This window comes from Desulfovibrionales bacterium (assembly GCA_028715605.1).
In the GTDB taxonomy this organism is placed as follows: Bacteria; Desulfobacterota; QYQD01; order QYQD01; family QYQD01; genus QYQD01.
In genome coordinates, this window is record JAQURM010000004.1 from 118,729 (window position 1) to 139,793 (window position 21,065).

The window sequence follows — 21,065 nt, forward strand, 5'->3', positions numbered from 1 at the left end:
AGGTATGTGAAATGGCAGGTTATTCAGTTGATCCCGATGTTAAGTTTGTTAAGGAGATTCAGAAATTAGGTGGAGAGTCTCTGAAGAAGTGCTTCCAGTGCGCGACATGCTCGGTCATTTGTCCCCTGTCTTCAGACGAAAAGCCTTTCCCACGAAAAGAGATGATCTGGGCGCAGTGGGGGCTGAAGGACAAACTGGTCAAAAATGGCGATATCTGGGCGTGCCACCAGTGCGGTGATTGTTCGACCTATTGCCCGCGCGGGGCCAGGCCGGGCGATGTCATAGCGGCGGCGCGCGCTTACGCTATCAGGGAATATGCCTTCCCAAGATTCATGGGCAACCTGGTCGGCGAGGGTAAGTACTTGCCGGTGATTCTGGCTATCCCCCTGGTGATAATCCTGCTGGTCCTTGCCGCCTTGGGGAACTTAAAGATCCCGGCGGGCGAGATTGTTTATTCGAAATTTTTGCCGATCAAGTTTGTGGATTCCATATTTTTGCCCTTTGCCGGTCTGGCCATAATTTCCCTTGGGCTGGGATTAAGAAATTTCTGGAATGACATAAGCCCCAGCCGTTACAGGTATCTGGTCGGGCGAAACTTTTTAAAGTCACTGGTGGAGACCATTGTCGAGGTGCTGGGGCATGTGCGCTTCAGAAAGTGCGGGACAAACGTGGGGCGCCTTACCGCCCATCTGGCCGTGTTTTACGGGTTTGTCGGTCTCTTTATAACTACAAATATCGTGGTGTTTTACGAATATATCCTCCACCGGGAGACACCCCTGCCGTTATATGATCCGGCCAAGATCATCGGAAATATCAGCGCGATTATCCTCTTTATCGGTATTTCCCTGATTATAAGGAACAGGCTGGCGAACCCGGATCAAAGTAGTTCTTATTTTGACTGGGCGCTTATCCTCATGATATTAGGCGTAACGGTATCCGGGATACTTACGGAACTTTTACGGCTGGCGGACATTGCCAATCTGGCCTATCCAATGTACGTTCTTCACCTGATGTTTGTCTTCTATATCATAGGATACTTACCATATTCCAAGCTGGCGCATATGGTGTACCGTACGGTAGCTCTGGCTTACAAAAGACATATAGAGACAAAATCGGAGCCTGTCAGGTAACAGGTTGCCGACTGAATCAAATAAAAAAGCCCCGTGGGACATATCCCACGGGGCTTTTTTATTTTTAAGATACTCCTGCAGAGACTTTTACCTTGATACCTTTTGCAATAATATTTGCATTTAGTGCTACTAAATGCAACTGCAAAGACTTAATAAAGACTTTAAGTAAACCTGGCGGAGAGGGGGTGTAATCTTCTAGAAACTATATGCTTAACCAGCAGATAAGCCTTCAAATCTTCCACTTGTGTTATTTCGCAAATTCTTATACGATTACCCCTAACCGCAGGTCTCGATGAAAAAGGTCGAGTCGATATAATTTATAATGTTACACTCAAAATGAAAAAATATTACAAATTTAAAAACTGGTATCGTGGTAAACACATCCCATATTCAATGGAAGAAATGTTTGAACTCCAAAGGCCAAGATACCTTGAAAAAGGAGAACCTATTCCCGACAGATTTAAACCTCCACTGATAGCCAGAATCTTAAACCCTATTGGGCAATTTTGGATAAGACATTGGAAATGGATAATAGGCACAGTCATTTTTACTATTCTAACAACGACAGGACTTTATTTAGCATATCTACAATATCTTTTAGAAAAAGCAGGCCAAAAATAAATAAAGTAGCCCAAATGTATATGAACAAAAAATATGTATCGTCGTTAAATTTCATAATGTGTAACCTTTCGCTTCAGCGGACTTACAGCCGCTGAGCCCCTTCCCGGCGAAGCGCCGGGAGAACCAGGGGCACGAAACCGACCGCTTCGCGGCGGGGCTCAGCCCCGCATTACACGGCAAGGACCGGATTGGCGGCTGGGAGGCCACGTTGGGCGAATGCGTAAAATGTGGCTATCGGAACCCTGCGGGTGCTGCTGCCTGCGCCCGATGCACGTGGCCGTTCAGTCGTGACGCCTGGGAGACGTCGAAGCTGCGCATTCGTCATGTGACCCTGGACACCGGCTGCGTGAACGCCAAGGGCCGCGATCCTGACCTCAACACTCTAGAACGATGGGCGGCGGCGGGCCACCTCGAGTTATATCGATCGGAGGTAATGCTCGACGAACTCGCTGGAAAGGCTCGTGTGGAAAAGGCCCGATCCTTGGCACCACACCCGGAATTGTTCACTCTTGGAAGTAGCGCCCTCGGTGGCCCGGATATCCTCGCTGGACCGGACTTGCCCGACGAGTTGCAGCAGATCCTCTTTCCCACGGCGAACTCTTTGAGTGAGAATCAACGTTATGACGTGGAGCATCTTCGCCTCCACGTGCGAACCGGTGGAGACGTCTTCGTCACACTGAATCCGAATGATTTCATTACCCGAGGTCGCCAAGAGACGTTGCGGTCTTTCGGTATCTGGGTGCTCTCGCCCAGTCAACTGGTCAAGCTTCTCACCGAACTATACGGCTGGGGATGGTAACAGTTTAGTCCCTATTTTAAGTTATCTTTTTCGGAAATAAAAATATTGGGTGAAAATGCTGATCGACTCTTCCCTGATGAAGAATCAATAATTGGCTGGATAAATCAACCAAGTATTGTTCCTTTTCTGAAATATATTGAAGGATCTAAAAAAGAAAATTTTAGGAATTATGTTATTGAACATATGCTTAAAGATACATTCCAAAGGGACGGCGGATATTTTGAAACATTCAGAAGAATAAATGTTTTTGTAAAAAATTGAATTGCAAAATTGGGGTTGAGGTGATTTTCATATCTATGATGTGGCCTTCACAGCGGCTTGTCCGGCTTTTTCTCTCATTTCCCGGACTTTGGCCTGCAATACCTCGTCCTTGAGTTTGACTGCCTCTGCCCCGAAAAGGGCGGACTTCAGCCAGTCAAACCCAAATTTCATCAGATCTAAGTCATCCTTTTTTATTTTTGCTATAGTTTCATCGCTTATATTATATTTTTCCAGGAATGAGCTTTCAAAAACAAACCGCTTGAATTTATCAATATCCGAATAGACCATAAAGAACATCTGTAAGGCCTGTTGGCTAAGCTCAGCGGTCGGACCATAGGATTTTTTCCTGAGGATAATCTCCATCCAGCCCCTGTTCATTTCATCATATATATCCACACCCTGATCTTTTCTCCATTCTTCTATGGTCCATTCCGTATCTTCCTGAAAGCCGAGGCAGTGGTTCTCCCGAACCATGAAATAAAAGTCCTCTTCCCTGACTTTCTCCTTGTTCTTCTCTTTAAACGTAGTCCTACCTACGGGATAGTATCTGCAAGTTGAAGGGCGATCGGAATATATCGTACAACCCTCCGGGGTTACAAACGGACAGCGTTCGTCTTTCCCATCAAGCATCTTTAAGGTAATTACCGGAAGCTGGGTATGGCCGAGGAAATCAAGTTTGGTGTACTTTTGGAGAAACTCTTCTGAAGATATCTTGAGCCGGTTCTTGATACGCATGATGTCGTAGGGCGGCAAGATTATATTGATGCCACGGCAGCAAAGGGTAAAACATTTTACGCCCTTATGGCACCGGAATCTAAACCGGCTGTCAAGGTTATATCTGGTCGGTTCTATCATAGATTTTTCTGAAGAAGTTTGTCCTGTTTTTTGCTCTTCCATATATCCACCTTTTAAAAGACTATTTATCCGCAAAAACTACCTTAATAATGGCTTAGTGTAAAGGATATTTTTCCCGGCATAGCCTTCTAAGCCCGAGTCTGGTAATAGCATGCGCCTCGGATGGCTATATGCTTCTTATGTCTATTTTTGGGTATTAGATAAAGGAAGGTATGACACAAAGAGAAACGCGGGATTTCCCGGGTTAAACCGACATGTCGTCGGATATATTGACAATTTTGACGCGGCGGCGGGGAATCGAGGTTTGAATATAAATCGCCAGGTGAGGGTCTGAACTGTCCTACAGATGACACTCGGCTATGTCCCTCAGTGATTTCATATAGGTTTGATTTGGCGCATGAGTTTTGAGTGTTTTATTCAAACCTCTTTGTATTTTGTTCAAACCTCTTTGCACTTTTGGCCGAGCTGAGGGACATTTTGAATTTAAAAGAAGATATCTGAGGGACATCTATTAAACCCTTTGTAATTATTAGTGTTTATGTCTTATGGCCTTAAACTTCGATAAACTTAGCTGGGGGACACAGAGGGACAGCTATCTTATCTCTAATTGTGACCGATTCCGTAGCCCTTCTGAACTGGTTCCAATTTGGCACCACATAAGCCGCCTCTTCCGCACTAAATTATCTTGCAGCATCGAACTTTGATAATAAGTATACAGGAATTGCGTAGTTACCAAAAATCATATTCTTTTCCACGTAACTCGGGTAATCTAGAATTATTAAGGAAAATTTCGTTTTTTTGCGTACCATAATAAGACGGGTCCCTTCGTGTCGCTTTTCCCTTGCATCATCCATTATTTTAAAAATAGACCTAATTAGCCCGCCACTATCGGGGATCTTGGATAAAGACATATTTTTGATTATTAAGACGCCCTCTTCGTTTAACATCATGGGCTCTAATTGTTCGTCCCAAAGCTGTTGGGTTGTTCCTTCTACATTAAAAATTTTTTTAAGAAACTGGTAACCGCTCTTAATACCTGAAGCGTCAACGAATATGTATTTTGTATTCGCAAGGACATCTCTCAAGATTTCTTCACTGCGATCTATTCCTTGCTGTGTAAAAGCATAAACAAAGATGATGTGTTGTGGAACTTCAGGATTTTTATTCTCTTCTATTAGATAAAAAATTTGGTTTTCTGAGAGCAACCAATCTATTGATGTACCATAAACCCGTTGAATAGCCTCCAACATACCTCTCGATGGCTTTGTCCTTCCACTTTCCACATCTGCAAGATATCCTTTTGAATAACCAATTGCCTTTGCAAACTTCTCCTGCGAAAGTTTATTCTTAGCCCGTATTTCTTTTATTTTTTCCGAAAAAGAATAAATTTTTGTTGACATACTCGTATTATACGACTATAAAAAGTATGAAACGTTTAATATTTACTGTGGTTAACACATAAAAAGGCGAAAAATGAACAAAAATCAAAAAATAGCAATGGCCGAAAAAAATCTTAAGGTAAAAGACATAGGATTCTTACTCGACTTACATCCAGTTTATATATCCAATGTCTTCGCTGGTCGTTACAAGTCCCCCAAAACCCGAGAAAAAATAGCCGAGATTTTATGTAAACCCGAAGTTTATCTTTGGCCCGAGTCCCATATTAATTAGCCTTATTAGCACGGATTTAAGATGTTCTCAAATAAAAAATACTTATTAAAAATCGTCGAATTTGCTCGTTATGAGGGGGTTACCGTTAGGACGGTAAAGAGAAAGATCAAGAGCAACATCCTCTCCGTCGTAAAGGTTAAAGGTGAGAGTGGCTATAGGAAGAACCACCTTGAAAATCGCCTCCACTACACCCTACTAAGCAACCCCGAGACCCAGGAAGCTTTTCTACAAGACCGGGGTTTACTTGAACCCGAAAACGAAAAGCCAGCGCTGGAACCCGGTGAAGAAAAGAGCTTTAATGGTCTCAAAGACTGGCAAAAAAAGAAATTAAATGAGAGAGACGATTTACTCCGAGAGTTATTTGAGGTTCGCGTAAGCATACCCAAACGTAAAAAGACCCCCTTTTATAAAGATTTTGCCCGCCAACACAATATCTCTTTTAGCACACTAAGGCGGTGGATGGCGGATCATGAAAGCGACGGGCTTTGGGGCTTGATTCCAAAATACAATTGCGGAAAACGAGAGCCAATCCTTACCAAAGAGATGAAGGAATTCCTCACCGGAATCTACATGGTTCCCAACGGTCCGACTAAAATAGAGACCTTTAGAAAAATCAAACTTCGGTGTAAAGACCAAAACCTACCTTGTCCATCGTACCAGACGCTTGTAGCTTATATTAACAGCACCTGGCCGCCCGCACAGCAAGTCCTGATCAGAGACAAGAGGCGATGGGACCGTGAATATGGCCCTTATGTCCTCAGGGATGCGGACGCCCTGGCGCTTAATGAATGCTGGATCGGGGATGCCAAGCAACTCGATATATTTGTGAAGTTTCGCGGGAAAAATTTAAGGCCTTGGCTCACGGCGGTTCTCGATTGGAAATCGAGAATGTTTGTCGGTTGGGTGCTGACACCGGTTCCTGATTCTCAGGCTGTTGCCCAGAGCCTTTGCTACGCTATAGATAAATATGGGGTGCCGCAGACCTTGTATTTCGACAGAGGCAAGCCCTACAAGTCGAAGAGAATCGCGGGCGAAAAAAATGAGGATAAAGAGTCTGGTAAAATATATATTACCGGTGTTTGCCAAGACTTAAATATTAGGATTTTTTATGCCAGTCCTTATAATGCCCGCGAGAAGGCCATTGAGCCCAATTTTCGGTTTCTTACTTACATATTTAGGAATCTACCCGGTTTTTGTGGGCATAATTCAAAGGTTCGGGACTCAAAACGGCTGGCTCGGGAGATCAAAAACAAGAAGTTGTTGAGTTTCGAGGAATTTTCAAAACTATTTGATCAAGCTATGGAAGGCCGAAATACTCGCGTACACACCACAACCAAGCGCTCCCCTAAGTCTTTTTATGATGGTTATGTCCCCAATATCCCCGCTCAATGGCCTGCGTTCCGGGATTTCTTACTTCAGGATGTGCATATCAAGACGGTCAAAAATAGTGGAGTTGTCATCGATGGCATGTTTTATCGTGGCGAGCAGTTATGGGAGCTTTCCGGCGAAAGGGTCGAGGCCAGAAGAGATTTTAAAGATATTACCCGCGCCGTAATTATACACAAGAACAAGGTTTTTGGTAGTGCCTTCCTGGAAGAGGCTGGCCATTATCGATCGCCTATAACTCTTGAATCAGCCCAGAAATGTCAAAATATCCGTAAAAAGGCACGTAAATGGCGGGAAAACCTTATTGAACATAAGGACGTTCTGGACGATCCAATTGAAGCTGCTGCCAAGATGAGTAAAGAAGGAAGCCTACAACCACGGGATATTCGCCCGGCCGATTTCAAAGTTGTGAGTTTGAACAGGAAAAGCAGGTTGGCAAGGGAGGTCGGGAAGGCCATAAAAGAAGGGGAAAAGCAGGAACGACAGAAGAAAACGGCCGCTGGAGGCGGCGATAGTCTGATTAGCCAGATGCTGGATGGTCTTGAGCGGGAGAGGGAAGCAGTCGAGCAGGAAGAGCCGAAATATAGGCTCTACAATGATAATTATTTCGATGATGATTAGGGGGGGTTATTTATGGAGCTAGCGGCTTTAGGGGAGAATCCGGATATCCAGCAGGAGGATTTTATTTATCGGGAGACCAAGGCTCGATTTTTCCGTCACAAGGAACAGTCTGGCGACAAAATTGAGGCAATAGCACACCGGATGGGAAAGCCGCCAGGGATGCTAGTTCAGTATCTCAGTGGTGGCCTGGATCCTTATGGAAAGATGGTGATCCAAGGGGCAGTTCTAGATTATTTAGATCGCCAGGAGAAATCGAAGCCCTCACTCGAAGACCTGATTTTATCTACTACGGTCGTGAAGGATGTTTTGGAATCTATTCGATGGTGCGATGAGTTTGGAAAAATGGGGAGCATTACCGGTGATGCGGGTTGCGGTAAAACCACGGCGATCCGGAAATATCTAAAGAAACATGGCGAAACTACGGTTGTTATGACCTGCGGGATTACAGTGAAGTGTGTTCGCGCCGTCCTTGAAGGCGTATCCGACAACCTGGGGGACCGGCGACTTTATAGTAAGTCAAATTCTTTTTACCTAAAAAGGATTATTGAGTGTCTACAGGAGCGGCCTAGGGTGTTGATCTTCGACGAAGCCCCATTTTTATCCTGGGACGCCTGGGAGGCTCTGAGGCAGATATGGGATAATACAAAAACGGGGATGGTTTTCATCGGCCAGCAGCGACTTTTGAGCGAAATGAGAGGTCGAAGGAGCGCATACCTTTTTGATCAGATATTGAGCAGATTGGCCATTCGACGGCAGGTGGGGGGAAGCATTTCAAAAGGAGATGTTGAGTTAATCTCGGGGGCGGTTTTTTCTGAGGGGTTAGATAGAAAAAGTCTTGATTTTCTTTATGAGAAGACGACTGGCGATGGCAAATTTAGGACATTAAACAATATTTTGACGCTGGCAAGGCAGATGAGTGGAGTATCCAAAAAGCCCATAAATTTGACCATCTTACGAGAGGCGAGTCGGTTTCTAATGGTCTGAAAGGGGGGTTATATGATCGAAATAAGTGGTTTATCTCCTGAGGCACAAATGGTCCTGGAGAGCCTCTCTGAAGAGGAAAAAAGGACCATTCAAAAGGATAATCCCTTCCGAAACGAGCGTGACAACGCCATCTATGGACTCAGTAAACGAGGGGTTATGATAGAAACCCTGGCCGAAATAACGGGCTTAAGCCGAAACGGGGTTCATTACATCGTAAAAAGAAGGGCTTACCCGGTAAACGACCGGCCATATAGCAGAAAACGGGGGCTAGCCAGATCCAGGATAAACCTGGAGGCCCTATATAAACAACTTTTATTTGCCCTTAATAAAGCCTTTGGGAAAGGAGCTGATGAAACTAACGCCAAATAAGGGGCAAAGGAGGGGGTGCCGTGATTAGTAAGGACCAAATCAAATTAATCTGGGTACTGGCCCGGCAACTGGATCTGAATAGCGATGAACTCCACGAAGTGGTCGCCGGGATCACCGGTAAAGACTCAATTAAGGCCCTTTCAGTCGGGGAAGGCATAGAGGTTGTTAATACCATGATCCGGGCCGGGGGCAAGGTGAAGAAAAAGAGGAAGCCCAGGCGAAAGTTGCCGCCCAATGTGGTGGAAATGGTAACCGGTGAACAGCTAGAATTTATCAGGTTTTTAGAGGGAAGACTCGGCTGGCAGGATAACCCGCAACGTCTAAAGGCCTTTGTCAGGAGAATAATAAAAAGGGAGGTGGTAAGGACCAAACAGGAGGGGAGCAAGGTTATTCAGGGGTTAAAAAGCATGGTTAGCAGGAATAAAGGAGGTGGAATGGATGGAGCCAACGAAATGTCAGGAAACTAACGAGCCTGGTCAGGGAAAGGAAATGACCCCAGAGTCGCTTTCTGACTTAGCACACATGCTCAATGTCTGTTATGCCAAGGTTAATTTTATCATCGACTTTTTTGCCCAAGATGGAATCACAACCTTTCAGTTCTCAGACAGTGGTCTTTATGGGCTTTACTTGGTTCTTAGAGACATCGAAGAGGATTTGAAGCATGTAAGCGATGGAATATCAGAAAACGATAGGAAAAATCAACGTGAAATCAATCGGCTTACTGAGCTGCTCAATAAACGGGAGCCTTTACCGAAGGTTGCAGCCGGGTAAAGGCTCCTTAACGAAACTTGGGTGTTAACCCAATCTGGAGGTACAAATAGCATGGCAAAGGATAAAAGTCAAGAAACACGGGACGATGTAGAGCAAGAAGAAAAAATAGAAAAAAAGCCATTTTCTACGGGTAATATTTATGAGGATTTAATTGGCTGGGCTTCTAGACTTGATGCGCTCGGCGCTCTTATGAGCTCTTTGGCGTCGTTTGAAGAAAGCGACGAGTTGATTACATCTGGTGAATATCTCGGCTATATTATTAGTGACTACGCAAAGGCAATCAATCTATCTGTACATGAAGCTGGAAATGTCTTTTGGAGGGCTCAACACGGGGTATATTTTTCTATTTCAGACCATAAAGACTCTTACGAGATGATTCGACAAGGCGCTTATTATCCCGAAAAGGCTCTGGAGGTTGTCAATAGAGAGATTAAGGAACTCAATTCTTTTATTAAAGAGGTGGCTGACCCGGTCATTGAGTTGGAAGTCAGCTATGAACAATTGAGGCGAGCCATTATCAAAAGAATAGAGGAGAATAAGCAAAAGGAAGCCCCTGCCACCGTAGGCGCGGTGACAGCGGCCTAAGTAAAGGAGGGTAATAGATGGACAGAAAAGGCCCACGGCGGCTTTCAGGACCGGAACTGGAAAGGGTTGGAATAAAAAGAGTCGGGAGTAAAAATTCCATTCACTTTGAATGTATGAAATGTGGACAGGTTTGGAACCCAAACCTATTGTCTGGAGGAAGACTTCCAAGAGGCTATTGGCATTGCCCCAACGGATGTAATCGATAACAGACTATTATAAATAAGCCCTGGATAGGCTAGCTACCGAAAGGGCGGCTCCCTCGCCGCCCCTCCAGGGTTTTAAAATGAGGGACAGCAACTAAGAGGGGGTTGCATAAATACTGTGCAGCCCCCTTTATTTTTAAAGGAGACAATACCATGCAGAAGGAAGAAAAAAGCTTACTTGATGAGGCCTTGAGGGTCTATAAGGTCCCGCCGGAGTACGTTTTCGCAAGCCGCGTCTATGATGAGATCGGCCAGGTTGTTATTGTGACGAATGGAGGCAAGAGGATTCGGCACCGTAGGGGTGAAGAGGCGGAGTTTGAGCTGTCCCAGACGGAGATCACCGGGGAGTTGCCCCAAGATGAAATGGTATGGAACGAAAAGCTTAACCAAAGAATCAGCGTTAAGAGCATCTTAAACAGAATCAAAAAATAAAATCCAAACAAAGGAGAGACAAGAGACTATGAACAGAGAAAAGGTATTGAAAGATATAGAAAGGACTCTTTTTTATAGTGATCTGCAGGTAGGACTGAACCCGGTCGAAAAGCTTGAAGCCGCCCTAATCAAGCTTTTCGTGCCCGAATATGACACCAGGGGCGTGGGGGCCTTCAATAGTCTTCGTGATGCCTATGTCCACTTTACAGGTGACAATGACATAAACGGCATGTTTTACCCTCACAAGGCGTCAAAGGATTTGCGGGCCTGTGCTGATTTCGCCTCCAATTCCTTTGCTTATGGCTTGCAAAATGCGCTAAGCATGTATCTGTCCAAGATGTACAAGGCTTTTCCTTATCATGAAGAGATCCTTATCTCGGAAAAGAAGAAGGCCGCGGACTTTAGAAAAATCCATTCAGTCCAATTGGGCTATTTGGGGGATCTCCCCGATGTCGACCCGGAGACTGGCGACTATCAGAGCGCAGAACAATATACCGATACGGAGTCGCAATACGATCTGAACCATAAAGGAACCATTCTATGGGTTACCAGGAAACATATCCTGAATGACAGTATCGGTCTGGTAAAAGGCATGGTCAAAAGGATGGCCCGCAGCGCCCGAAAGACCCATGCCAGATATGTCTGGAATTTTTATATTAATAACGCTACATGCCCGGATGGGACGGCCTGGTTCACCGCTGAGCATGGAAACCTTGGCAACAATGCCCTCGATCTAGCCCCTTTGGTGACTGCTATAACCGCACTGGCAAACATGACAGAACCCGGACCAAGCGCTGAAAAGCTGGGTCTGGATCTCGGTACTTTTAATTGGCACCTGGTTGTGCCTATTGATTTGTGGGATCTTGCGGTAAAGAAAAATCAAAGCCGGGATTACTACACGTCCAATGATCTGACCACAAAAGTCCCTAATCCTTGTCAACGGCTATTTGGCGATCGCAACGAGAGGATCGTTACCTGCCCGTTTATGACGGATACAAACGACTGGGGCGTTATCAGGGACCGGGAAGACGTACCCATCGTTGAAATGTCCTATTACGCGGGACATGAAGAGCCCGAGTTTATTATTGAAGAAGGCCCCACGGAAGAGCATGTCTTCAGGGCGGACAAGATTGGTTACAAGATCCGACATGAATATGGCGGCACCCTGGCCGATTATCCGGGTGGATATAAATCTGTCGTAGCATAACGGGGTCCCAGAGCCAGGTTTCCCTCCTTTCCCTGGCCGCCCAAACCAGGGCGATTTCGCCGGCCGCTTAATCGCCCTGGTATCTGGGAATTGATAGAAGATCATGCAAATCAGCCCTTTTTTGACCGATATAGCTAAGTCCTACAATCCCAAAGTCGAATATGTGGCTTTTTGTGACTTACCAGGCAGACAGTTAGGAGAAGCCGGAAGGCCTCGTGCGATAGAAGAATATAAGATTCTGATAGATAGAAACAAGTTAATTTGTCCCTATCAGGTGCTTTTTATCCTTTTTCATGAAATAGGGCACATAGAGCTTTACCACCTTGGCTATAGATTTTATAAAGGAAACCATTCTAACCATGAGGAACAAGCCGATAATTGGGCCTTTAATCAAATGGGTATTATGGATAACCAGGGAAGGGTAAAAGAAGAAGAAATCCTTTGTCTTAAATGCATAAAAGAGCGATCCCGGAAGTGTTTAAAGGGCCTTGTTTTGTGAATGAAGAGAGAAGATGAAATCCTTAACATCCTTAACAGCCCTGAGTATTTTAAATGTGAGAGGACACGATGCCGGTTGCGAATCGCGATCTGCATTAAAAGACAAGAGGATAACCAACAAGGGCCGGTTTCCTTCCCGGTGTGTGAGGGATGCAGCCAGGGGGCTAAAATTCAGCTTATGGCACAACCAGGGGGCAATATGTTAGAAAATCCAAGGTCAGAAGGGCAGGTAGATGTAAGACTATGTGAAGATTGTCAAAAGAAGCCCACAATGTCTCCTGGCTGCCCATATTGCCCAGGCTGCATGTCCAGGAGGGCACATAAGGCCCGGAAGTCCCAGAGAGGCGGCACAGAGACGCCCAGACGAGAACCCCAGAAGGGCGCAACTAAAGCGAAACTGGCTCCACGGGACAAATGCCTACCCCAGCCAAGGGAATCGCTTACAGAGGCCGATACAGCCCTTAAAGTCGATTTTGGCAAACATGTCCACGTCCTAAGAGAGATCGAAAAGCTGGCTGAACAGCAAATAAGGCCGGTTGAACTCCAGGTTATTTATATGCTTAAGACCTGTCTGGACGGGATGGGTTCTACAGCATAACCCCACCTTAGAAAAAGTTGCACTTAGTTTGAGAAAAATGAGCTGGTTGAAACTGGGTTTAAACGGCAATTAATTGACCTTTCCAAAGCCCCTTTTTTGATTCCATTTTGACGCCAAATTACCCCAAAAACGAAGCCCGAGTTTTGTTCAAACCTCGCTGTATTTTGTTCAAACCTCGCTGTAGCTATTATCAAACCTCGCTGTATTTTGTTCAAACCTCGCTGTAGCTATTATTGGGGCATTTTTTCTTGACAAATTAAAGCCCTGGCCATATAGTGGCGAAAAGGGGAGTAAAGTGGATTAAAGTGGGGCAAAATCTATTTCGGAGGCAGAAATAGGGTGTTTCGTGGCAGGTCAACACATACCCTGGATAGTAAGGGCCGCTTAATTATCCCGGCGCGGTTTCGCGAGGTTCTCAGGGCCGGGTACGATGACCGCCTTATTATAACCAATCTCCACCGTTGCTTAGTAGCCTACCCTTTTGAAGAGTGGCGGCTGATTGAGAATAAAACGGCTTCTCTATCTGCCATAGATGAGAATGTCAAGGCCTTTTTAAGGTTGTTTATCTCCGGCGCTGTGGAATGTCCGCTGGACCGGCAGGGGAGGGTCCTCATTCCTCCCAGCCTTCGTGAATATGCAGACCTGAATAAAGAGATTGTATTAGCCGGGATGCTTAAAAACTTTGAGATATGGGATAAGGCCCTATGGGATGAGGAGATCAGTAAATCCCGGGAGAATTATCCGCAACTGAGTGCAACATTAGCCCAGATTGGGATTTAATTTTGACCCTGGAAAACCCGTGACCGGATGGCATGTACCCGTTATGCGTGAGGAAGTCCTTCATCATCTGGACTGTCATCCTGGCGGCATATATGTGGATGGAACCGTAGGCATGGGAGGTCACTCCGCGGCTATATTGGAAAGAATCAAACCTGATGGGATCCTGGTCGGTATTGACTGGGATGAGGACTCTCTGCATATAGCGCGTGAGCATTTAACCCCCTTCGGCAACCGTGTTATCCTGGTAAAAGGGAATTTTGCCGACTTGCCGCTTATAGCGCAAGAGCTGAAGATTGAAAAGGTTGACGGGGTATTGCTGGATCTGGGCATTTCTTCTTATCATCTGGAGCAGAGCGGCCGTGGGTTCAGCTTTAAACAGGATGAAATACTTGATATGCGCATAGACAAACAAAATCCATTGACCGCCCGGCATATTGTCAACCGTTTCCCTGAGAGAGAACTGGAGAAGATTATAAAGGAATTCGGAGAAGAAAGGTGGGCGCGGAGGATTGCCAAGGTAATCGGCCGACAGCGGGAAAGAGAGCCGCTTAACACCGCCGTACAACTGGCTTCGCTGGTTGCTTCGGCCATACCGCGCAAGTTCCATCCTGTCAATATTCATCCGGCCACACGTACGTTTCAGGCCTTGCGGATCGCGGTCAACCGGGAATTAGAGAATCTGGCCCGTGCGATACAGGGTGTTGTCAGTCTCCTCAAGCCGGGGGGGCGGGTCTGCATTATTTCCTTTCACTCCCTCGAAGATAGAATTGTCAAAAGAAAATTCCAGGAGATGGAACAGACCGGACTCATGGGTGAACGGCCTGTGTTGCGTCGGATTACACGTAAACCCATTATTCCGTCACCTGAGGAATGTGCCGCTAACCCGCGGGCCCGCAGCGCTAAGTTAAGGGTGGCGGAGCGACTCGCGGCTTAAAGGAGGAGTAAGCATGTCTAATGTTTCCACCATTCGCCTGCCCAAAAGGGCATTTATCGGAAACCTGACCGTCGGAAAGAAGGCTAAACACAAGACCGCCAGGTTATCCTTGCCCGGCGGGAAAATTGCCCTGGCGTGCAGCCTGGCGATATGTCTCCTGTCACTTGTGGCATTAGGAAGCACGATTACAGAAAGCGAGTCACAGGGAATCGTTGCCGAGAGACAAAATAAGAAACTTCTAAGCGAAAATCACAGATTACAGCAGGAATGGAAATATCTAAAATCTCCGGCACGGATAGAACAATCGGCAAAATGTGAACTGGGATTGCAACGTCCATCCAAAGAACAACTTGTGATTATTAGATGAAAAGGGAAACCGGTAAGCGTAAGAATTATGTCCCCTATATTATTATTCTGGCGATCCTTATATCAGGGTCGGGCATTCTATTAGCCCGTGCCTTTCATGCAGGCGAACAGGATAAGAAAATTCCGGGGCATGGCCACACCCCGGAACCTGCCGTATCCCTTGCTCCTTATCGAGGCGGCATTTTCGACCGGAGCTACAGAGAGCTGGCTGTAACCGCTAGCGCCTACTCCGTTTATGCCTATCCTCTGGATGTTGACGATCCGGCCCAGACGGCGGCCGCCCTTTCCAACACACTCAGAATCAATGAAGAAGATCTACTTAAGATGCTCGAGTGTGAGAAGGCCTTTGTATGGATAGCCCGTCGTGTGGCCTCCCATCAGGCAGAGATGATAAAGAATCTCAAGCTCAAGGGTATCCATTTTATTAATGAAAACTGCCGCCTTTATCCCCGGAACAGCCTGGCCGCTCAGATTATAGGCTTTGCCGATACGGATGGTCACGGCATAGAGGGATTAGAGTCAGCCTATGATGATCTCCTGTGCAGCACCCCTTTGTCGCTTCAGAAGAAGTGCGACGAGTCAACCCGCTTGACATTCAATGGCGGGGTAACAGAGGTTAATGCCGGCAAGGGCAATAATATTATTCTGACTGTGGATAGCAACATTCAGGCCATGGCGGAGAGGGGGTTTTGTCCGGTTCCGGCCAAAGATAATATAGTTAAAGCAGGGGCCATTATTGTCATGGATATTAAGAGCGGGGCCGTATTGGCTATGGCCAATTATCCATCTTACAATCTTAACACCTTCTGGGAGGCTGATGCCTCGCTGCGCAGGAATCGGGCCGTCACTGATATATATGAGCTGGGTGAACTGGCCGGTTTTTTTGGAACGGCGGCGGCAATTGAAGAGCAGACTTTAAGAGAAAAATCCGGTGTTCCGGCCATACAGGGGCTTGATAATGCAACACACGTGTCGCATGGCGATACAAAGGACAATGAAAAAGATCTCTCTGAATCCCCCCACACCCCTTCGCCGGAGTTTCTATATAATTTTCTTCTCAAGCTCGGATTCGGCAATAAGACGGGTATCTGTCTGCCTGCCGAAAATAGCGGCACTTTGCCGCCTTATAGCCAATATCAGGGCGATATATCCGCATTTTACCGGGGTGAAGGGATTACGGCAACTCCCCTTCAGCTCATTACTGCCTTCGGGGCTATCTTAAACCGCGGCGTGTTTATGCCGCCTCACGTGGTCTCAAAGGTAACCGACAGCGAAGGTAAGTTAATAAAAGAATATCAGTGCGCTCCGGTAAGGCAGGCATGCACGCCGGAGACATCTGAAAAAATAAGCGCCATCCTTAGAACTCAGCAAGGCAAAGAGGATAAAAACTTTATCTTGCTTACAGCTTGCAATTATGTCCGGCCCCCCGCCGGTATTTCATCCCCGGACGATCCCTCTCTCGACAATTCGTCCCGGGTTGATTATATTAAATACTTATTGGGGGGCGTGCCGGCTCATAATCCTAAGGTAGCTATACTGATGATAATCGAAGGAGCCCCTGGGGAAGAGGAAGTAAGGACAAAAATAGAACACCGGATAAAAGATATAGCCTATGCCTCTCTTAGAGTATTAAGCCGTCCCCGGGCAAAAGCGCCTGGTTCATATAGAGAAAAAAGAGACCGGAGGTACGCCGGAAGAGAGAATAAGGCTCAGAATAGCTGCAGGCAGGCCGCGGCCCCGGCTGCAAAGGCCATGGTTATGCCGAACGTACGGGGCAAATCCATGCGGGAAGCCCTGTATATGCTTCAGGGATATGACGTCTCTCTGGTAGTCACCGGTTCCGGAGTTGCGGTTTGTCAATCACCGGCGCCGGGAACAAAGCTAAGAAAGAATTCTCGTTGTGTAATAGAATTCAAGCCGTCTTCATAGAAGACAGGATTTTTGGATATGCTACTGACCCAATTAATAGGATCGATCGACAAAAAGCTCACGGAAGGCCTGCCGGATATTGAGATTGCCGATGTCGCCTATGACTCCCGGAAGGTAAGCCAGGGGAGCCTTTTTGTGGCTATTTCCGGGGCAAAGACCGATGGGCACGCCTATATCCATGACGCTATCAGTCGCGGGGCTAAGGCCGTGGTAGTGCAAAACGGTTTTAAACTGAATTCCACTCCTGCCGGCTTAAGCATAATCAGGGTTCCCAATACCCGCCAGGCCCTGGCCTGCATCGCCGGCGCCTACTATGGAGACATAACAAAGAGATTGTGCCTTGTGGGTATTACCGGCACTAATGGAAAGACGACCACATCTTACCTGGTAGAATCTGTTTTAAGAGCCGCTGGTTTTTCTACCGGGGTTATCGGAACGGTCAATTATCGCTTTGGATGTGAGGTGCTGAAGGCGCCTTTTACCACACCTGAGTCCCTGGAGTTGCAAAAGCTCCTCCGCCGGATGGCTGATCAGAAGATAACGCACGTGGTTATGGAGGTGTCATCTCACGCCCTGGATCAGGAGAGGGTTACGTCCTGCCGGTTTGATGTGGCGGTCTATACCAATTTATCGCGGGATCACCTGGATTATCATCACGACCTGGAAGATTATTTCCACTGTAAGGAAAGGCTTTTTACCACAGTTTTGGAGGAGAGCAGAGGGGCGAAGCGACCTTGCTCAGTTATCAATATCGACGATCCCTGGGGCAGGGAGTTGCTCAAGACCCAGCGGGACCTTCTTTTGACCTATGGATTAAGAGAGCATGGGTCAGATATAACGGCACGGAACATGTCTTTTACCCTGGATGGGATCGAGGCCGAGATAATTACCCCCAAGGGGACCTTCAACCTGCATTCAAAACTCCTGGGTGAGTACAACCTTTACAATATGCTGGCGGCCACAGGGGTAGGGTTGGCCCTGGGCCTTTCACGCGGAGTTATAAAAAAAGGGATAGAGGCATTGAGCGCTGTGCCGGGGCGTATGGATCGCATTGATAATGACTGTAAGGCCACGGTCCTGGTAGACTATGCCCATACCCCGGATGCCCTGGAAAAGGTCTTAAGCGCCGTACAGGCCCTTAATCCTAAAAGGCTTATCAGTGTATTTGGTTGCGGCGGCAATCGCGACCAGGGCAAAAGGCCCATTATGGGGCGGATAGCCGCCCAATTCAGCCGGATAGTAATAATAACTTCAGACAACCCCCGGGATGAAGATCCTCTGGAGATTATCAGGCATATTGAAGAAGGGATAAAGGGATCTCCTTTGCGGCGGGTTGAGCCGGATAGCATCCTGGCCGGCCCGCTTGAGACGGGCTATGTCATTATGCCTGAACGACGTGAGGCTATCAGACTGGCCTCGCGCCTGGCCCGGCCGGGAGATGCCATCGTCATTGCCGGCAAAGGCCATGAAGACTATCAGATCGTAAGGGGGAATATTTTATCCTTTGACGATCGGACGGAGGTGAGGCATGCCTTTGGCAGTCTGTCTTGATACCGGGCGGGATATGAGAAGGCTGACGGCCTTAGATGTATTGTATGCTACAAAAGGGATGCTGCTCCAGGGTGGCACGGCCGTTTCTTTTAACCGTACGGCCATAGATTCCCGCACGGCAAAAGAAGGAGATCTTTTTCTGTGCCTGAAGGGGGAACGTTTTGACGGCCATGACTTTGTGCCGGAAGCGTTAGCTAAAGGGGTAAGCGGTATTTTAGTCCGTAAAGGCTGGTGGTCTGAGCAGGCCGGCCGGAACCTTTTTACTCCGGCCGTGGTCATTGAGGCGGATGATACCTTAACCGCCTTAGGCGACATCGCCTCTTTCTGGCGCCGCGCCAATCCTGTGCAGGTGGTAGCCATTACCGGATCCAGCGGCAAGACCACCACCAAGGAGATGACCGCCGGTATCCTGGCTAAATGCCTTAATGTGGCCAAGACCATGGGTAACTTTAACAACCTTGTCGGATTGCCTCTGTCACTCCTGGCGGTCAAGCCCACGGATAAAGTAGCCGTCCTGGAGATGGGCATGAACAGACTCGGGGAAATAGAACGGCTGGCTCAGATTGCGAGGCCGGATATAGGGGTAATTACCAATGTGCAGATGGCTCACCTGGAGGGTCTTAAAACTATAGAAGGGGTAGCCAGGGCCAAAGGCGAACTTTATGCCGCTCTGGATGAGGAGGATATGGCCGTATTTAATGTGGATGACCCCCATGTTTTGAATCTGGCTCAAAAATGCAGGGCGCGTAAGCTAGGTTTTGGGTTTGGTCCCGGGGCGGAGGTTACCGCCCGGGAGATTATATCCCGACCGGAAGGGACGCTAAGTTTCTCTTTGGTGTCACATGAAGGGGCTGCCCAAGTAACCCTACAGACGCCGGCGAGGCACAACATCACAAATGCACTTGCCGCAAGCGCTGTGGCATTGGCTATGGGCGTGGATATCAAGACTATCAAAGAAGCCCTGGAAGAATTCCGTCCGGCAACGAACCGGTTAGAGCTTATCAAACTTCCCCAGGGAATGACCGTAATAAATGACACGTATAACGCCAATCCGGGCTCTATGCGGGCCGCTCTGGAAACCCTTAAAGAGATCAAAGGGAGCAGCCCCGGAATAGCGGTTTTGGGGGACATGCTGGAATTGGGTGAGCAGACGGCAGAGGCCCATCGCTCCATTGGAAGATATATTGCCGGGCTGGGGATAGAATATCTTATCGTTATGGGCGAGTTTGCTCCGGCGTTTATTGCAGAAGGGGCTGTCTCAGGCGGTATGGATAAAGGCCGCATCCTTACCGCGTCCAGCCATGAAGAAGCAGTCAGAATAATCAGGCAAAAAACCTCCGGCCACGATTTTGTGCTGGTCAAAGGATCGCGTCGCATGCGGATGGAAGAGATTGTAAAGGGGCTCCGGGGAGAGGCATAAATGTTATATTACTTACTGTATCCCCTGCATGTATATCATACTGTTTTCAATGTCTTCCGGTATATTACCTTTCGCACTATCTACGCCACGTTGACGGCCCTTTTGTTGTCTTTCATAGTCGGGCCTTATTTGATCAGGCGGCTCAGCGAACTTCAGGTAGGGCAGTATATTCGTGAAGAAGGCCCTCAGTCCCACTTCTCGAAGCAGGGGACGCCCACTATGGGCGGCCTCATGATCATCTTTGCCGTGGCTGCGTCCACGCTCCTGTGGGCGGATTTAAGTAGTCATTATATCTGGTTGGTCTTACTGGTCACCGTCGGCTTTGGCAGCATCGGGTTTCTGGACGACTATCGCAAGGTAATCAAGAAGAACAATAAAGGCCTGGGCGGTCGTTACAAGCTGGCCGGACAATTAGCCATCACCCTGTTTATCGGTGTCTATCTCTATACGCATCATAATTTCGATACCCGCCTCAGCATCCCGTTTTTCAAGACCATCAGGCCTGATATCGGCTGGGCCTATATCCCCCTGGCCATAATAGTTATTGTTGGGGCATCCAATGCCGTCAATCTGACCGATGGGCTGGATGGGTTGGCCATCGGCCCGACCATCATCGCCGCTGCCACCTACCTCATTTTTGCTTACTTAACCGGGCATATTAAGATAGCTAATTATCTGCAGATTGCTTACGTGCCGGGCGTCGGAGAGATAGCCGTATTTTGCGGGGCATTAGTAGGCGCCGGTCTGGGGTTCTTATGGTTTAACAGCTATCCGGCTCAGGTCTTTATGGGTGATGTCGGTTCGCTGGCCTTGGGGGGAGCATTAGGGACGGTGGCCGTGATAACCAAGCACGAAATTTTGCTGGCCATTGTGGGCGGTATATTCGTGGTCGAGGCCCTGTCCGTCATCTTTCAGGTGGGATATTTTAAGGCCACCAACGGCAGACGTATTTTCCGAATGGCCCCGCTCCACCACCACTTTGAGCTTAAAGGATGGCCGGAGTCCAAGGTCATCGTGCGCTTCTGGATTATTGCTATTCTTCTGGGATTGGTAGCCATAAGCACCCTGAAGCTAAGGTAATCAGAGGATACATC

The 21,065-nt window shown here is 47.5% G+C and carries 23 protein-coding genes; 21 read left to right on the forward strand and 2 right to left on the reverse strand.

The annotated features are described in order from the left end of the window. The first annotated feature begins 11 nt into the window (after positions 1-11). The 4 genes from qmoC to PHT49_06340 all read left to right on the forward strand — a co-directional run bounded on the left by qmoC (position 12) and on the right by PHT49_06340 (position 2,811). Positions 12-1,130, forward strand: coding sequence for a quinone-interacting membrane-bound oxidoreductase complex subunit QmoC (qmoC, locus tag PHT49_06325; protein MDD5451496.1), 1,119 nt, complete (start codon positions 12-14; stop codon positions 1,128-1,130). A 336-nt stretch (positions 1,131-1,466) separates the two neighbouring features. Beyond that, the gene (locus PHT49_06330; protein MDD5451497.1) at positions 1,467-1,751 is read left to right on the forward strand and encodes a hypothetical protein; all 285 of its coding nucleotides are present in this window, start codon (positions 1,467-1,469) and stop codon (positions 1,749-1,751) included. Between the two features lie 208 nt (positions 1,752-1,959). Next, positions 1,960-2,550 carry a hypothetical protein gene (locus tag PHT49_06335; GenBank protein MDD5451498.1) on the forward strand — a complete coding sequence of 197 codons (591 nt, stop codon included), beginning with the start codon at positions 1,960-1,962 and terminating at the stop codon, positions 2,548-2,550. A gap of 45 nt (positions 2,551-2,595) precedes the next feature. Next, positions 2,596-2,811 (forward strand): hypothetical protein, encoded by a 216-nt coding sequence (locus tag PHT49_06340; GenBank protein ID MDD5451499.1) that lies wholly within the window; start codon positions 2,596-2,598, stop codon positions 2,809-2,811. Positions 2,812-2,844: 33 nt separating this feature from the next. On the opposite strand, the gene PHT49_06345 is transcribed toward PHT49_06340, so the two are convergent. Further along, complete coding sequence (locus PHT49_06345; GenBank protein MDD5451500.1) at positions 2,845-3,666, reverse strand: YkgJ family cysteine cluster protein; 822 nt, start codon at positions 3,664-3,666, stop codon at positions 2,845-2,847. A gap of 680 nt (positions 3,667-4,346) precedes the next feature. Further along, entirely contained in the window at positions 4,347-5,066 is a 720-nt protein-coding gene (locus PHT49_06350; GenBank protein MDD5451501.1) for a helix-turn-helix transcriptional regulator, read from the reverse strand. 292 nt (positions 5,067-5,358) lie between these two features. On the opposite strand from PHT49_06350, the gene PHT49_06355 reads away from it, so the two are divergent. The 17 genes from PHT49_06355 (at position 5,359) to mraY (ending at position 21,051) form a co-directional block, all read left to right on the forward strand. After that, positions 5,359-7,344, forward strand: coding sequence for a DDE-type integrase/transposase/recombinase (locus PHT49_06355; protein ID MDD5451502.1), 1,986 nt, complete (start codon positions 5,359-5,361; stop codon positions 7,342-7,344). A gap of 12 nt (positions 7,345-7,356) precedes the next feature. Continuing rightward, on the forward strand, positions 7,357-8,328 hold the full coding sequence (locus PHT49_06360; GenBank protein ID MDD5451503.1) for an AAA family ATPase: 972 nt from the start codon (positions 7,357-7,359) through the stop codon (positions 8,326-8,328). A gap of 12 nt (positions 8,329-8,340) precedes the next feature. After that, positions 8,341-8,697, forward strand: a complete 357-nt coding sequence (locus PHT49_06365) for a hypothetical protein (GenBank protein ID MDD5451504.1) — start codon at positions 8,341-8,343, stop codon at positions 8,695-8,697. Positions 8,698-8,717: 20 nt separating this feature from the next. Next, on the forward strand, positions 8,718-9,164 hold the full coding sequence (locus PHT49_06370; protein ID MDD5451505.1) for a DUF1018 domain-containing protein: 447 nt from the start codon (positions 8,718-8,720) through the stop codon (positions 9,162-9,164). Next, the gene (locus tag PHT49_06375; protein ID MDD5451506.1) at positions 9,136-9,468 is read left to right on the forward strand and encodes a hypothetical protein; all 333 of its coding nucleotides are present in this window, start codon (positions 9,136-9,138) and stop codon (positions 9,466-9,468) included. The genes PHT49_06370 and PHT49_06375 overlap by 29 nt, the downstream gene beginning before the upstream one ends. A gap of 51 nt (positions 9,469-9,519) precedes the next feature. Then, a complete protein-coding gene (locus PHT49_06380; protein ID MDD5451507.1) occupies positions 9,520-10,053 on the forward strand; it encodes a hypothetical protein in 534 nt (177 codons plus the stop codon). A 356-nt stretch (positions 10,054-10,409) separates the two neighbouring features. After that, positions 10,410-10,688 (forward strand): hypothetical protein, encoded by a 279-nt coding sequence (locus PHT49_06385; protein ID MDD5451508.1) that lies wholly within the window; start codon positions 10,410-10,412, stop codon positions 10,686-10,688. A 28-nt stretch (positions 10,689-10,716) separates the two neighbouring features. Beyond that, on the forward strand, positions 10,717-11,895 hold the full coding sequence (locus tag PHT49_06390) for a Mu-like prophage major head subunit gpT family protein (GenBank protein MDD5451509.1): 1,179 nt from the start codon (positions 10,717-10,719) through the stop codon (positions 11,893-11,895). A gap of 103 nt (positions 11,896-11,998) precedes the next feature. Then, positions 11,999-12,394 carry a hypothetical protein gene (locus PHT49_06395; GenBank protein ID MDD5451510.1) on the forward strand — a complete coding sequence of 132 codons (396 nt, stop codon included), beginning with the start codon at positions 11,999-12,001 and terminating at the stop codon, positions 12,392-12,394. 303 nt (positions 12,395-12,697) lie between these two features. Further along, complete coding sequence (locus PHT49_06400; GenBank protein ID MDD5451511.1) at positions 12,698-12,991, forward strand: hypothetical protein; 294 nt, start codon at positions 12,698-12,700, stop codon at positions 12,989-12,991. Positions 12,992-13,330: 339 nt separating this feature from the next. Continuing rightward, complete coding sequence (gene mraZ, locus PHT49_06405) at positions 13,331-13,771, forward strand: division/cell wall cluster transcriptional repressor MraZ (protein MDD5451512.1); 441 nt, start codon at positions 13,331-13,333, stop codon at positions 13,769-13,771. 43 nt (positions 13,772-13,814) lie between these two features. Further along, on the forward strand, positions 13,815-14,705 hold the full coding sequence (rsmH, locus tag PHT49_06410) for a 16S rRNA (cytosine(1402)-N(4))-methyltransferase RsmH (GenBank protein ID MDD5451513.1): 891 nt from the start codon (positions 13,815-13,817) through the stop codon (positions 14,703-14,705). Positions 14,706-14,718: 13 nt separating this feature from the next. Then, positions 14,719-15,072 carry a cell division protein FtsL gene (locus PHT49_06415; protein ID MDD5451514.1) on the forward strand — a complete coding sequence of 118 codons (354 nt, stop codon included), beginning with the start codon at positions 14,719-14,721 and terminating at the stop codon, positions 15,070-15,072. Further along, a complete protein-coding gene (locus tag PHT49_06420; protein ID MDD5451515.1) occupies positions 15,069-17,000 on the forward strand; it encodes a penicillin-binding transpeptidase domain-containing protein in 1,932 nt (643 codons plus the stop codon). Before PHT49_06415 ends, PHT49_06420 begins: the two co-directional genes overlap by 4 nt. 18 nt (positions 17,001-17,018) lie before the next feature. After that, on the forward strand, positions 17,019-18,551 hold the full coding sequence (locus PHT49_06425; protein ID MDD5451516.1) for a UDP-N-acetylmuramoyl-L-alanyl-D-glutamate--2,6-diaminopimelate ligase: 1,533 nt from the start codon (positions 17,019-17,021) through the stop codon (positions 18,549-18,551). Continuing rightward, positions 18,529-19,971, forward strand: coding sequence for a UDP-N-acetylmuramoyl-tripeptide--D-alanyl-D-alanine ligase (locus PHT49_06430; protein MDD5451517.1), 1,443 nt, complete (start codon positions 18,529-18,531; stop codon positions 19,969-19,971). Before PHT49_06425 ends, PHT49_06430 begins: the two co-directional genes overlap by 23 nt. Beyond that, a complete protein-coding gene (gene mraY, locus PHT49_06435) occupies positions 19,972-21,051 on the forward strand; it encodes a phospho-N-acetylmuramoyl-pentapeptide-transferase (protein ID MDD5451518.1) in 1,080 nt (359 codons plus the stop codon). Positions 21,052-21,065 lie beyond the last annotated feature (14 nt).

Coding starts and splice junctions, on each gene's coding strand:
- PHT49_06430 (MDD5451517.1), top strand. CDS start 18,529: ATGCCTTTGGCAGTCTGTCTTGATACCGGGCGGGATATGAGAAGGCTG.
- PHT49_06400 (MDD5451511.1), top strand. CDS start 12,698: ATGTCCAGGAGGGCACATAAGGCCCGGAAGTCCCAGAGAGGCGGCACA.
- PHT49_06415 (MDD5451514.1), top strand. CDS start 14,719: ATGTCTAATGTTTCCACCATTCGCCTGCCCAAAAGGGCATTTATCGGA.
- PHT49_06390 (MDD5451509.1), top strand. CDS start 10,717: ATGAACAGAGAAAAGGTATTGAAAGATATAGAAAGGACTCTTTTTTAT.
- qmoC (MDD5451496.1), top strand. CDS start 12: ATGGCAGGTTATTCAGTTGATCCCGATGTTAAGTTTGTTAAGGAGATT.
- PHT49_06395 (MDD5451510.1), top strand. CDS start 11,999: ATGCAAATCAGCCCTTTTTTGACCGATATAGCTAAGTCCTACAATCCC.
- PHT49_06420 (MDD5451515.1), top strand. CDS start 15,069: ATGAAAAGGGAAACCGGTAAGCGTAAGAATTATGTCCCCTATATTATT.
- PHT49_06365 (MDD5451504.1), top strand. CDS start 8,341: ATGATCGAAATAAGTGGTTTATCTCCTGAGGCACAAATGGTCCTGGAG.
- PHT49_06345 (MDD5451500.1), bottom strand. CDS start 3,666: ATGATAGAACCGACCAGATATAACCTTGACAGCCGGTTTAGATTCCGG.
- rsmH (MDD5451513.1), top strand. CDS start 13,815: ATGCGTGAGGAAGTCCTTCATCATCTGGACTGTCATCCTGGCGGCATA.
- PHT49_06350 (MDD5451501.1), bottom strand. CDS start 5,066: ATGTCAACAAAAATTTATTCTTTTTCGGAAAAAATAAAAGAAATACGG.
- PHT49_06385 (MDD5451508.1), top strand. CDS start 10,410: ATGCAGAAGGAAGAAAAAAGCTTACTTGATGAGGCCTTGAGGGTCTAT.
- PHT49_06380 (MDD5451507.1), top strand. CDS start 9,520: ATGGCAAAGGATAAAAGTCAAGAAACACGGGACGATGTAGAGCAAGAA.
- PHT49_06355 (MDD5451502.1), top strand. CDS start 5,359: ATGTTCTCAAATAAAAAATACTTATTAAAAATCGTCGAATTTGCTCGT.
- PHT49_06330 (MDD5451497.1), top strand. CDS start 1,467: ATGAAAAAATATTACAAATTTAAAAACTGGTATCGTGGTAAACACATC.
- mraY (MDD5451518.1), top strand. CDS start 19,972: ATGTTATATTACTTACTGTATCCCCTGCATGTATATCATACTGTTTTC.
- PHT49_06425 (MDD5451516.1), top strand. CDS start 17,019: ATGCTACTGACCCAATTAATAGGATCGATCGACAAAAAGCTCACGGAA.
- PHT49_06375 (MDD5451506.1), top strand. CDS start 9,136: ATGGAGCCAACGAAATGTCAGGAAACTAACGAGCCTGGTCAGGGAAAG.
- PHT49_06360 (MDD5451503.1), top strand. CDS start 7,357: ATGGAGCTAGCGGCTTTAGGGGAGAATCCGGATATCCAGCAGGAGGAT.